Origin of the sequence: uncultured Slackia sp., from assembly GCF_944321625.1 — a bacterium.
In the GTDB taxonomy this organism is placed as follows: Bacteria; Actinomycetota; Coriobacteriia; order Coriobacteriales; family Eggerthellaceae; genus Slackia.
Genome location: NZ_CALUMA010000018.1, coordinates 1 through 12,129, shown reverse-complemented (window position 1 = coordinate 12,129; position 12,129 = coordinate 1). Strand labels below are relative to the sequence as shown.

Genomic DNA, 12,129 nt, shown 5'->3' with positions numbered 1-12,129 from the left:
AGAGCCTGTCCAAAAGCTCCGAGAACGACGCCTCATCGACCACGGGATACGCCCCCTGGGAAATAAGGGCGTTCGCCCCGCGCGACGTCGGCGAGAAAATGGAACCGGGCACGGCGAGCACGTCGCGATTGGCGGCAAGCGCCTCGTCGGCGGTGGAGAACGTTCCGCTGGGCAGCCCCGCCTCGACGATGAGCGTCGCCCTGCCCAGACCCGCAATCAGCCTGTTTCGCTCGCGGAACGCGTATCCCACAGGCGGAAAATCCCACGGATGCTCGGACACCACCGCGCCTCCCGCATCCACGATGCGCTGAAACAGGCCCGTGTTGCGCACGGGATACACCTGGTTGCATCCGCCGCCCAGAAACGCAACCGTTTTGGCGCCCGCGTCCAACGCCGCCTCATGCGCACAGGAATCGCACCCCAGCGCCCCGCCCGAGATAATCGTGATGCCACGCTTCGCCGCCATTCCCGCGAAGAGCTTGGCGGCGCTTCTTCCGTACGGCGTCGCCCGTCTGGCGCCCACCACCGCCAAACCCTCCCGCAATACATCCGAATCGCCCACTACGTACAGCGTCTTCGGGGGCCGGGGAATCAATTCGAAAGCGGGCGGATACTCCGCCGACCCCCGTGCGATTTCATATCTGGTTCCCCGTATGCCCGTCTGTATCCGTTCGCCCATGGGAACACCACCCCTCACATGCTCCTGAACAGTTAACCTCTCCGCCCCGCGACGTTCGCCTTATCGTCGCAGGCGAAGACCCATCGCCTCGAGGAGATGCTCCTCGCCTACCGTCTTGCACTCCGCCATATCCGCCACTGTTCTGGCGAGCGAGAGCACGCGCGTGATGCCGCGCCCGGAGAGCAAGGCGTCGCGGGCTAGCGCCTCGAACAGGCGCTTCGTTGATACATCCATACGGCAGCACGCCAGAAGGGCGGCCGCATCCGAGCGGCTGGAGTCGCCGAGCGCATCACGCCGCCATGAGGCGAACTCGCGCGCCGCCTGCACGCCCGAAAACAGCTCCTCGGATGTCGTTTGCGGCGCCGCATCCCCGATAATGTCCGACGGATCGGTGCGCCACACATCAATATGGATGTCTATGCGGTCGAGCAGCGGCCCGCCGATGCGCGCCTGATAACGCTGCACCTGGGTCGCGGAGCATTTGCACTCTTTCGCCGGATCGCCAAAGTACCCACACGGACACGGGTTCGCAGCCGCGACCAGCATGAACCGCGCAGGAAGCTCCACGGTGCCATCAGCGCGCGTGATAAGAATCCTGCCCTGCTCCATGGGCTGCCGCAATGCCTGCAGCGTGCTCGTGCCGAACTCGGGCAGCTCGTCCAAGAACAGCACGCCATGATGCGCGAGCGATATCTCGCCGGGACGCACGGGATTGCCGCCTCCCACCAGACCCGCCGTCGTGGCGCTATGGTGGACCTTGCGAAACGGCCGAACGCCGCTCAGAATCGAGTCAATCGGCTCCCCGACGGTGGAGTGGACCATGGCCGCCTCGATTCGCTCACGCTCGTCAAGCGGAGGAAGAATCGAAGGGAGCGCCCGCGCGAGCATCGTCTTGCCAGAACCCGGCGGCCCCATAAGCAGCACGCCATGTTCGCCCGCCGCAGCCACCTGAAGCGCGCGCTTCGCCATATCATGGCCGTGTACCGATGCGAAATCGATGCCACCGCCCGCTTTTCCGCCTCCAACCACAGAAAGGCGCGCAAGATTCATCGTGCGCAGCTGCGCAAGCGACTTCACGCAATACTGGTCGACCCCGTTCAGGCTTGCCCCATCGGCGGCATCCGCCGCGACCACCAGGTCGAGCCCTTCCTGCTGCGCGCACTCCGCATACGGAAGCGTCCCGCGCACGGCGCGCACGCGCCCCTCGAGCGACAGCTCCCCCACCATGAGGTATTTCGCGAGCTTTTCCGCATCCGCCTGGCCCGTCGCACCCAGCAACGCCGCCGCGATAGGCAGGTCGAATCCCGATCCCGTTTTGCGCAGCGAGCTCGGGGCGAGGTTCACCACCACCTTGTCCGCAGGCATCGTGTAGCCGCAGGCCTTGATGGCGGCGCGCACGCGCTCTTGCGACTCGCGCACCGCCGCATCGGGCATGCCCACGATGGACATGCCCGGCAGCCCGTTGGAAACCGATACCTCCACGTCGACGGGAACCGCCCTCACCCCCACGAGCGCCGCCGAACGCAGAATGCATCGCCCCTGCATGTCAGTCGCCTACCGCAAAGGCGTTGATTAGATGACGGGCGAGCGCACGTCTGCGGGGCAGCGCAAGCACGCCGATGACATCGAACCGCACCTGTGTGCACGGCCCGTCGTAATCGCTCAGGAAGAACCCTGCGATGCGTTCGTACCGCGCGCGCTTGCGGGCCGTGACCGCCTCTTCAGGAAGGCCATATTCGATTCCCGCCCTTGTTTTGACCTCGACGAACACGAGGCATCCGTCGTCAAGCGCAACGATATCCGCCTCCCCCGCCGGACAGGTCCAGTTTCGTTCCAGAATCACGTAGTCTTTGCGCTTCAGAAGAGCGCAGGCGGCGTCCTCGCCCCTGCGTCCAAGCTCTTTCGGCGATAACGCGCGAGGGTCGTCATAGTCTTCGTCTTCGACGCAATCGTCGCAGGCATCGTCCTCGTCGGCAAGCCCATCTTCGTCCGCCCCGAAGACGTTCATCAAATCGCACAGGCCAATGAATCCCCCTTCGTAGCCTCCCAGGATGAACGGCTCATCGGCAAGAACGCATTCCTCTTCGTCGATGCCGCAGTCGTCGAGGTCGCACACATCAAGCCCCGCCCCGCCGGCGCAGTCCCCTTGACGCTCGCATCTAACGGTGACCTCGATGGCGGATACGGAGTCCCCCCTCTCATCCCTGACGGTTTGGCACGTGCACACGGTGCTGGCTTGCATGGCAGTCTCCTTCCTGCTTTGCGACATGGGTTGGCAAACCATGCCGCCCCGCCGTCCGATACGGTCGTCGACGGGCGTTCTGTCCATGCTTAAAGCCTAGATTTCAAACCTTGCCAAACCCTTTCCCGCGGTTTCGTCTTTTGCGGCGCGGATTATCCGGAACCTGACCGACAGGAACCCGAATTCTTGCCGATACCGCCCTTCGCGCTTCAACGAACCATCGCAGCCTGCCCCTCGACCTGTCGCCAAAACCTTGCCCGAACCTTGCCGAAACCTTGCCACCCGCCCAAAACGCGGCTATATGCCCGCAAAAGCAAACGGCCGCGCACAAGCACGGCCGTTGAAAATGGATGCTTCCTCAGAGAACGAAGATGATGCGAAGCCTCAGAACAGCGTTTCCTGCGTCCATGCGCGACAGAACGTCTCTCGATGAATGGGGCATGTGCCATGCGTCTTGATCGCCTCGATATGATCGGCGCTCGCATAGCCTTTATTATGGTCGAAGCCGTACTCGGGCCACGTTTGAGCGTATTCGCGCATCAGCGCATCCCTTTCCACCTTCGCCACGATCGACGCCGCGGCGATAGACGCGCACTTCGCGTCGCCCTTGACCACGTTGCGTTCGCGAGAATCAAGATGCAGCGCATTGCCGTCCAAAAGCACAACGTCGGCATGCATACCTTGGGCCTCCACGCTTGCCAGCGCGCGCGTAAACGCAAGGCGCAAAGATGCCGCCATTCCGCGCTCATCGATTTCGGACGGCTCCACGTACTGCACCGTCCAGGCGAGCGCCACCCGCTTCACTTCTTCGGCAATGGCCTCGCGATGTTCTGGCGCCACTTGCTTTGAATCGTTGAGGCCCAGAATACGCGGCTCGTCGGGCAGCACGACCGCCGCAACCGCCAACGGCCCCGCCACAGGTCCGCGCCCCACTTCGTCCAGACCAACGGCCACGCCGCCTTCGGCAAGCTGCGCCTGGAATTCGTACATGCCGGCAAGACGGGCCGCTTCTTTCTCCTCGGCCTCAAGACGACGGGCCGCAACGGCAAGCGCCTGCTTCACGCCCTTGCGCTCGTCGGCCGCCAATGCGCGCGACAGCACTTCGAACTGCTCGCGAGTTGCGTGCTGGAGCTCGGAGCGAATCTGGGCAAGCGTCTTGGGCATGAAAATACCTTTCGTTCAAATGTGTGAGCAACAAGATGACTCAAGCGCAACCGTAGCCTTGGGGCCATCCACGTCGAGCGACGCACGATGCGTTCAGCGAATCGGTTCGCCGAATGCGAATAATACAGCCTAAACAAAAGGGGCCGCACGAAGCGACCCCTTTCATCACGCGGAAGCGAAGCGTTAGTTGAACGCCTTCTCCTTGATCTTGGCAGCCTTGCCCACCTTGTTGCGCAGGTAGTACAGCTTGGCGCGACGAACCTTGCCCTCGCGTGCGACCTCAATCTTGTCGATCTTGGGGGAATGCACGGGGAAGGTACGCTCAACACCCACGCCGAAGCTAATCTTGCGGACGGTGAACGTCTCGCGGGCGCCATGGCCGTGACGGCGGATGACATCGCCCTGGAACACCTGGATACGCTCGCGATTGCCCTCGACGATGCGATAGTGAACCTTCACGGTGTCGCCCACGTTGAACGGGGTGACGTCCTTGATCTGCTGCTGCTCGATAGCGCGAATGATGTCCATGTTCGTTTCCTTCTGTTAGTCTTACAACGACCTGCTGCTTAAAGCGCGATTTCGGAGGCGGCCTTCTGCGCTTTCGCGCGAGCATCGCACGCAATGCCCCGATCGGCCGGAACCTTAAAAGCCCTGGACTGCCTGGTACCGCAACAGAGGTCGGATGGAAACGCCGCGTTCCCTTGCGGGATGCCGCATATCCGACGTGAACCGGAACGCTTAAAGAAGCTGACGTCAAAGTATAGCAAAACAATCCCAGGTAGCAAGGTATTTTTTCGCCATCACGGAAAAGTTACTTTCGCCCCGCAGCACGCGCGAACCCCACAACACGCACGAACCCCACGGCAAGCGCGAAAACCACGACAAGCGTAAGCCCCACGGCAAGCGTGAACCCCACGCGCCGCAGCATACCGCCTTCATTTGCCTTGCTGCTCGCACACCGCCCACTGCGCCGAAAATCGCCGACCAGCCCCAACGACCCGAAAGCATACAGAGTTCAATACTTGCTTCATGCGAAGCTCATTTGCGAATAAGGCAAGTATTGAACGCTATAACGGCCCAATTGAGCGGAAGCGCAACTATCAAAGCGCGTTTCCCCAGTTCAGAGATACGTCACGCGCATCGTAGCGAGTCCTGAATACGCAAAAGAGTTCAATACTCGCTTCATTCGTCAATCGACTTCGCGGAAGACAAGTATTGAACTCTTATTTACGTTTGAGCGGAGTATTGAACTCTCGTCGTTAAAGACGAGAGCGGCGCTGACTACTGGGCTTTAGATTCCTGCGGCAGCTGAGGGGCAGCAGGCTGAGCGGGCGCCGCGGGCTGATCAGGCGCGGCGGGTTGAGCAGGAGCAACCGGTTGCTGCATAGGAGCGTCAGCGCCCATCGGCTGCTGGGCCGGAACCGCGCCCGCCGCAGGCTGCTGCATCGGGGCGGTGCCGGGCACGGGCTGCTGCGGCATGGGCTGGGCCGCCATCGGCTGGGCATAGCCCTGCGGCGCATAGCCGTACGCAGGCTGCGCATACATCGCGGGATTGGCGGCCGCCTTCTTCAGGCGGTTTGCATACACCGCATTCACGATGAGCAGAATACAGGAAATCACGCGGCCCATCAGAATGGCGCAGACAGCGCCCGCGATGGACCAACCGAAAATCTTGCCCGCCTTCTGCGGATTGCGGCAGTTGCGCACGCCCATGATGCCGGCGATCAGCGACACGATGCACAGCACCACGCCGATACCCGAAAACGCACTGATGAAGCCGAAGACCATCGTGACCAGCGCCGACGTATCCTCAGCACTCATGTCGTACTGGGCATCGATACCGTTTGTCGCGCCCAAGTCATCGCGATATTCCACATAGCCGTCGAAGTTCGACGGGTCGCTAGCCACAACCCCAAGGCCGGCGGAAAGCGCCATCGCCGCAATACAACCCAGAATGGCGAGCACGGCCAAGACGATGGAGGCAATGCTTACCCCGCGCACCACGCGAACGTCAGACTCATACATGATTAAAACCTTTCTATCGAAAACCGTTGCGTATCATTGTAGAGAACGGGGCCAACGATGCGCGCGCTTCGGCAAAATCGAAACCATAGGTTCGACGAACCGTAACCAAACCGCAACCGAAAGAGCACGTCAACGAGACGATACCCATGCGCGTAAGCACAAAAGCCGTAAGTCGCCTAGCGAATGCCCGGCAGGCCGAAGCCGGCGAGCATCTCGCGCTCGCGGGCCTCCATCTCCTCGGCCTCCTCGTCGGAGTGCACGTGGTCCCAACCGCACAGATGCAGAAGGCCGTGCACCAGCAGCACGTAGAGCTCCTGCTGTGGCGTGGTGCCGAACTGCGCGGTCTGCTCGCGCGCCACGTCGGACGCGATCACGATGTCGCCCAGCAGAAACGGCTCGTCATCGGGCACGCCGGCGTCCCCATAGGCCACGTCAGAGTCGAAATCGTCATCATAGCCGTCGCATTCGAACGAAAGCACATCGGTAGGGCGGTCGATGCCGCGGAACTCCCTGTTCAGACGATGCACCTCTTCGTTCGTGGTCAGCGTGATGGACACCTCGGTATTCTCGGGCTGACCCTCCTGCTCGAGCACGTAGCGCGCGATGCCCTCGATATCCACGCCCTCGGCGATATCGGCCCCATGCTCGATTTCAATCGCGATGTTCATTAGATCTCGCTTCCTTTCGCTCCCATGCCGCCGCATTCGTAAAGGACAAGCGCCGGCGCCACCACGCCCGCCGTTTCGGTGCGCAGAATCGTGGGGCCCAGCGTCACCGGCCACGCACGCGGCCCCGACGTGAGTACGCCCACCTCATCGGCGGAAAGGCCGCCTTCGGGCCCCACCACCACGGCGATACGCGCATCGCGCCTGTCGTTCATCGCGCACTCTGCCATGCCGCGCGCGATGGCATCGGCGATGGTTGAGGTGGCCGGGCATTCCTCCCAGCACACGAGCACGCACGTCGCGCCCGCAAGCGCTTCGGCGACCTGCTTCACGCTCATAGGATCCGACACCTCGGGCACGGTGAGCCGTCCGCTTTGCATGGCCGCCGATTTCGCGATCGCCTGCCAGCGCGCCACGCGCGTTGCCGTCTTCTTCTCGTCAAGCTTCACCACGCACCGCGAGCTCGCCATGGGGATGAACGCCGCCACGCCCACCTCGGTGGCATGGCGAATCACGTCGTCCATCTTCTCGCCCTTGGCGATGCCCTGCACCAGAATCACATCGGGGTCCGCCTGCTCCACATCGAGCCGCTGCGCAATGCGCACCTCGATGTCGCCACCTTCGACGCGCACGATCTCACACTCGAAGTAGTCGCGCGCGGCATCCACCACGCTCACGTGCTCGCCGGGAGCCAGGCGTAAGACCTTGGTATGCTTGCGATCGTCGGCCGAAAGGCGCAGCGGAAACACCTCGTCCGTCTCAAGACCTAGCACCTGGTCATCCAGAAAGAAATGATGGAGCGACATCGATACCCTTTCGCCGAAGGTCCTACAGAATGTCCAAAAGCTTCAGGAGCGCCGGAACGTACACGATGCACGCGACGACGACGCTCGCGCAGGCGGTGATGAGCGCCGCGCCTGCCGCGCAATCCTTCGCGCGCTTGGCAAGGGGATGAAGCCCCGGCGATGCGAGGTCCACCACGGCTTCCACCGCGGTGTTCACCGTCTCCATCGCGAGCTGCACGCCCACGCACACCGCAACCGCAGCCCAGCCCCACAGGGGAACCTGCAGAACGGCGCACAGCACAAACGCGAGCACGGCAGCGATGCAATCCACCTTGAAATTGCGCTCCCCCGCCGCAGATGCTACGCCCTGGGCGGCATACCCGAACGACTTGACCAGCGAATTGCCGCTTTTCATCTCCTGGCCGGTCTTTGGGGAAGATCCCGAAGCATTCTCGCTCATAAGACAACCTCCACCATATCGCCTTCGCGGGCGCCCGCAGGCGCGGCAACCGCATGATAGCTCTCCGTGGTGGCCACGCCATCGGATTCGACAAGCGCCAACTCGCGCGTACCCGCACGCCGCGCGAAATCGGCCGCACGAAGCTCCGCCTCCACAGCTTCAAGACGCTTGGCGCGGTCGGCCTTCACCTCCGGAGCCACCTGATCGGCGCGACGCGCAGCGGGCGTGCCCTCGCGCTTGGAATACCGGAAGATGTGCATCTTAGAGAACCGGCACGCACGCGCCATCTCCTCGGTGGCCTGGTAATCCTCTTCGGTCTCGCCAGGAAAGCCCACGATGACGTCGGTGGAAAGCGAAAGCATGGGCATGGCCGCATACAGCCTGTCCACCAGCGCCTTGAATTGCTCGGCCTTGTACGGGCGCGCCATTTCGCGCAGCACCTTCGTGGAGCCCGATTGAAGCGGCAGATGCAGGTGGCGGCAGATGCGCCCCTGAGCTGCGGCCATAAGCGCAATCAGGTCGTCGTCCACGTCGCGCGGCTCGATGGAGGACACGCGAAAGCGAACGTCTGCATCGGTGGCGTCCAGCAGCAACCGCAGCAGATCGGCCAGGCCCATCCCGTCGTAGGAGTACGATCCCAGATTGATGCCCGTGAGTACGATTTCACGCGCGCCGGCCTCGGCCGTGCGACGCACCTCGTCGACGATCTCCTCAGCGGGACGCGACCAGGCGCGGCCTCGCGCCACGTGCACGATGCAGTAGGTGCACGCATTGTTGCAACCATCCTGCACCTTCACGCCCACGCGCGTGGGAAATTCCTCCCCCACGTGCACGTGCTCGGCGCCCGTGCCCCATCGGGCGGCGTCGCGAGCCGCCGCAGCATCCTCCACACGGGCGCTCTGCGAAACACCGGCAGACTCCTCAGCGTCAGCAGGGAAAAGAACGGCGCTTTCGACGCCTTCGGATTCAGGAGATTCGGAAGAAGCGCCGCCATCTTCGCGCGGGCCTCTCGCAAGCAGCTCGTGCATGGCGAGCTTGGGCACCACGCGCACGCGATCGCTCATCTCGGTATAGGTTGCGGGGTCGATCGCCGCGGCACAGCCCGTGACCACCACCTGCGCGCAATCGTTCGCGCGCAGCGCCTGGCGAACCGCCTTGCGCGTCTTTTTCTCGGCTTCGCCGGTCACGGTGCAGGTGTTCACGATAATCAGGTCGGCCGCCGAGGCATCCACCGCCCGCGCGCCCTGAGATAACAGCGTGGCTGCAAAGTCATCGCTCTCCACGCGATTGACCTTGCAGCCCAGATTGACAACGTGAAAATTCATCATTAATTAAAGGCGTCGCGAAGCTTCTGGAGGGGCGAACGCGGCGCAGCCACTTCCTCGCCGAACTCCTGAGCAACCTTCTCAAGCAGCTCGCGCTGCTTCTTGGTGACGCGCTTGGGAATAAGCACGTTGATGTGCACGTACATGTCGCCGCGCGAATCGGCGTTCAGACGCGGCATGCCCATGCCCTTCACGCGCACCACTTGCTCGTTCTGGCAGCCCTCGGGAATGCGCACCTGCACCTTTTCGTCCTCGAAAATGCCATCGATCTCGATCTCGGCGCCCAGGGTTGCCTGGATGAAGCTGATGTTGGCACGCGCATGCAGGTTGTCGCCCTCGCGCTCGAAGAACTCGTGCGGCTGGATGCGGCACGTGACGATGAGGTCGCCCGCCTTCGCGCCGTGCATGCCCGCCTCGCCGAAGCCGCTCACGCGCAGCTGCTGGCCCTCGCGGATGCCGGCCGGCACCTCCACGGTGACGTGCTGACGGTCGGGAATGCGGCCCTGGCCCTCGCACTCCTCGCAGGGGTGGTCGATGACCTTGCCGGTGCCACCGCAGTTGCGGCACGTGCTGGCCGTTTGCATATCGCCCAGGAACGTATGTTGCACCGTGAACACGCGACCGCGGCCGCCGCACTCGGGGCAGTCGACTTCATGACCGCCCTCGGCCATGCCGGTGCCGCCGCAGGTCTCGCACGGAGCCAGACGATCGTATACGATCTCTTTCTTCGCGCCAGCGGCCACTTCTTCAAGCGTCAGGCGCAGGCCCACGCCCATGTCGCGGCCTTCCTTGCGTACCGTGGCGCGACCGCCTGCCGCGCCGCCGAAGAAGCTGGAGAAAAGGTCCCCCATGCCAAAGCCGCCGCCGAACAAATCCTCGAAGTCGACGTAGGGAGCTCCGCCACCCGCCGCACCGGCAGCACCAGGGATGGTGCCGAAGCGGTCGTACTGAGCGCGCTTGGACGGATCGGAGAGCACGTCATATGCCTCGTTGAGCTCCTTGAAGCGTTCCTCGGCGTCTGGCGCCTTGTTCACGTCGGGATGAAGCTCGCGCGCCTTACGGCGAAACGCCTTCTTGATCTCGTCGTCGGTAGCGGTCTTGGCGACGCCGAGCACCGCATACAGGTCTTTGGCCATCTTAAGGGACCTTTCTATCTTCTACAGGTCGCGCAGCGCGCTTCGGGCGGCGCGGACGGCGCGAATGACTTTCGAATAATCCATGCGCGTGGGGCCGATGACGGCCACGATGCCAGGAGCATCGGGGGAACCGTACTGAGCGGCGACCACGGAAACACCCGATAGCTGGCTTGCCCCGTTCTCGCTGCCGATGCGCACGCCAAGCGGCTCAGCCCCTTCGGCGACGTCATCGAACAGGTGCATGAGCACCGTGTCGTCCTCGAGCACCTGCAAAACCGGAAGCGCAGCCTCGGTCTGCTTGAACTCGGGCTTGCGCAGAAGCGACGAAAGCCCCAGCCTGTGGGCGCGAAGGGCGTCCGCCTCTTCCAGGCACGCGATGAGTTCCTCGATGACCACACGCGCAAGGGGGCTCGACAGCGACTCGTACGCACGGCGCGCCGCCTCCTCCTTGCGAATCTCGTTCACCGAGTGACCGGCAAGAAGCGTGTTGAGGGTGTTCTGGACGCAAGCCAAATCATCGGCGCTTACAGGCTCGGCGAACTCGACGGAGCGATTGAGCACCTGGCCGTCCTCTGTCACCACCACCATGAGCATGCGATAATCGGAAAACGACACAAGGGACACCTGCTTGACCGACGATCCCAGAAGCGAAGGAGCCGCCACGATCGACAGGCAGTCGGTAAGACGCGCGAGCGCCGCAGACGTCTGCTCCATCAGCTCATCCACGCGCGTGGCGGCGTCACGCACGGCGTCGAACGTGGAATCGCCCGCCTCGTCGCCGTATTCCTGCGACAGCAGGTCGTCAACGAACGCACGATAGCCGGCGTCGGTGGGAATGCGGCCCGCAGAGGTGTGCGGCGAAGTCAGATAGCCCTCGTCTTCAAGCACAGAAAGCTCGTTGCGCACCGTCGCGGGAGAAACGCCCAGGCGGTAGCGGTCGACCAGCGTGCGCGAGCCCACGGGCTGCGCGTTGGCGACGTACTCTTCGATGAGAGCCTGGAGCACCTTCTGTCGACGATCCGAAAGCACGAAACCTTTTGCCTCTTCTCACACGAGCGACCTCGCAAGACGCGGGGTCGCGATTTATAAACGTAGTGATTCTAGCAGCCTTGCAGCCGGAGTGCTAACGATATCGCGAATTGTCACGCTACCGTCACGCAAATCAACGGGCGGCGGAAATCTCCTCGGCCTCGAAGCGTCGCGCATCCTCCAAAAGACGGTCGAGCACGGCATTGAAATCATCCAACGTGACGCATTGGTTCAAGTCGCCGCGGGCGCGCGCCGCGCCGGGAATGCCGTGGAGATACCACATGACATGCTTGCGCATGTACACGATATGGTTGCCCATGCGCTCCGAAAGCATCGCGGCATGGCGGCGTGCCATGCTCACGCGCGCCTCGACCGAAGGCGCCTCAGGCTCGGCATCTCCCACCAACGCAGCCTTGACCTGCTCGAATATCCAAGGATTCCCCTGGGCGGCACGACCGACCATGACCGCGTCGCACGTCGTGCGCTCGACGAGCGCGACCGCATCGGCACCGCACGTGACGTCGCCGTTGCCGATGACGGGAACATCCACCGCCTGCTTCACGCGCGCGATCACGTCCCAGTCGGCGCTGCCGGAATAGAACTGCGCGGCAGTGCGTCC

General features: G+C 63.1%; 13 protein-coding genes. All 13 read right to left on the bottom strand.

All coding sequences use genetic code 11. The annotated features are described in order from the left end of the window. The coding region (gene dprA / locus Q0J60_RS01575) for a DNA-processing protein DprA (protein WP_294438446.1) at positions 1–679 on the bottom strand (679 nt) is incomplete at its 3' end. 60 nt (positions 680–739) lie between these two features. Continuing rightward, complete coding sequence (locus Q0J60_RS01570; protein ID WP_294438445.1) at positions 740–2,224, bottom strand: YifB family Mg chelatase-like AAA ATPase; 1,485 nt, start codon at positions 2,222–2,224, stop codon at positions 740–742. A gap of 1 nt (position 2,225) precedes the next feature. Then, positions 2,226–2,921, bottom strand: a complete 696-nt coding sequence (locus tag Q0J60_RS01565) for a YraN family protein (protein ID WP_294438444.1) — start codon at positions 2,919–2,921, stop codon at positions 2,226–2,228. Between the two features lie 384 nt (positions 2,922–3,305). After that, positions 3,306–4,085, bottom strand: coding sequence for a ribonuclease HII (locus Q0J60_RS01560; protein WP_294438443.1), 780 nt, complete (start codon positions 4,083–4,085; stop codon positions 3,306–3,308). Between the two features lie 183 nt (positions 4,086–4,268). After that, a complete protein-coding gene (gene rplS, locus Q0J60_RS01555) occupies positions 4,269–4,613 on the bottom strand; it encodes a 50S ribosomal protein L19 (protein ID WP_294438442.1) in 345 nt (114 codons plus the stop codon). A gap of 753 nt (positions 4,614–5,366) precedes the next feature. After that, positions 5,367–6,110 (bottom strand): hypothetical protein, encoded by a 744-nt coding sequence (locus Q0J60_RS01550; RefSeq protein WP_294438441.1) that lies wholly within the window; start codon positions 6,108–6,110, stop codon positions 5,367–5,369. A 176-nt stretch (positions 6,111–6,286) separates the two neighbouring features. Next, positions 6,287–6,778 (bottom strand): rRNA maturation RNase YbeY, encoded by a 492-nt coding sequence (ybeY, locus tag Q0J60_RS01545; RefSeq protein ID WP_294438440.1) that lies wholly within the window; start codon positions 6,776–6,778, stop codon positions 6,287–6,289. After that, positions 6,778–7,581 (bottom strand): 16S rRNA (uracil(1498)-N(3))-methyltransferase, encoded by an 804-nt coding sequence (locus tag Q0J60_RS01540; protein WP_294438439.1) that lies wholly within the window; start codon positions 7,579–7,581, stop codon positions 6,778–6,780. The genes ybeY and Q0J60_RS01540 overlap by 1 nt, the downstream gene beginning before the upstream one ends. 22 nt (positions 7,582–7,603) lie before the next feature. After that, complete coding sequence (locus Q0J60_RS01535) at positions 7,604–8,020, bottom strand: diacylglycerol kinase family protein (RefSeq protein WP_294438438.1); 417 nt, start codon at positions 8,018–8,020, stop codon at positions 7,604–7,606. Next, positions 8,017–9,348: a tRNA (N(6)-L-threonylcarbamoyladenosine(37)-C(2))-methylthiotransferase MtaB gene (gene mtaB, locus Q0J60_RS01530; protein WP_294438437.1), complete on the bottom strand. Its 1,332-nt coding sequence runs from the start codon at positions 9,346–9,348 to the stop codon at positions 8,017–8,019. Before mtaB ends, Q0J60_RS01535 begins: the two co-directional genes overlap by 4 nt. Then, entirely contained in the window at positions 9,348–10,481 is a 1,134-nt protein-coding gene (gene dnaJ / locus Q0J60_RS01525; RefSeq protein ID WP_294438436.1) for a molecular chaperone DnaJ, read from the bottom strand. Before dnaJ ends, mtaB begins: the two co-directional genes overlap by 1 nt. 21 nt (positions 10,482–10,502) lie before the next feature. Then, on the bottom strand, positions 10,503–11,510 hold the full coding sequence (gene hrcA, locus Q0J60_RS01520; RefSeq protein ID WP_294438435.1) for a heat-inducible transcriptional repressor HrcA: 1,008 nt from the start codon (positions 11,508–11,510) through the stop codon (positions 10,503–10,505). Positions 11,511–11,643: 133 nt separating this feature from the next. After that, positions 11,644–12,129 (bottom strand): tRNA-dihydrouridine synthase (locus Q0J60_RS01515; RefSeq protein WP_294438434.1); only part of this gene is annotated, 486 nt, incomplete at its 5' end.

Excerpts from the sequence above, each read along its gene's own strand:
- ybeY (WP_294438440.1), bottom strand. The coding sequence starts at position 6,778 with ATGAACATCGCGATTGAAATCGAGCATGGGGCCGATATCGCCGAGGGC.
- dnaJ (WP_294438436.1), bottom strand. The coding sequence starts at position 10,481 with ATGGCCAAAGACCTGTATGCGGTGCTCGGCGTCGCCAAGACCGCTACC.
- rplS (WP_294438442.1), bottom strand. The coding sequence starts at position 4,613 with ATGGACATCATTCGCGCTATCGAGCAGCAGCAGATCAAGGACGTCACC.
- Q0J60_RS01560 (WP_294438443.1), bottom strand. The coding sequence starts at position 4,085 with ATGCCCAAGACGCTTGCCCAGATTCGCTCCGAGCTCCAGCACGCAACT.
- mtaB (WP_294438437.1), bottom strand. The coding sequence starts at position 9,348 with ATGATGAATTTTCACGTTGTCAATCTGGGCTGCAAGGTCAATCGCGTG.
- Q0J60_RS01540 (WP_294438439.1), bottom strand. The coding sequence starts at position 7,581 with ATGTCGCTCCATCATTTCTTTCTGGATGACCAGGTGCTAGGTCTTGAG.
- Q0J60_RS01565 (WP_294438444.1), bottom strand. The coding sequence starts at position 2,921 with ATGCAAGCCAGCACCGTGTGCACGTGCCAAACCGTCAGGGATGAGAGG.
- Q0J60_RS01535 (WP_294438438.1), bottom strand. The coding sequence starts at position 8,020 with ATGAGCGAGAATGCTTCGGGATCTTCCCCAAAGACCGGCCAGGAGATG.
- Q0J60_RS01550 (WP_294438441.1), bottom strand. The coding sequence starts at position 6,110 with ATGTATGAGTCTGACGTTCGCGTGGTGCGCGGGGTAAGCATTGCCTCC.
- Q0J60_RS01570 (WP_294438445.1), bottom strand. The coding sequence starts at position 2,224 with ATGCAGGGGCGATGCATTCTGCGTTCGGCGGCGCTCGTGGGGGTGAGG.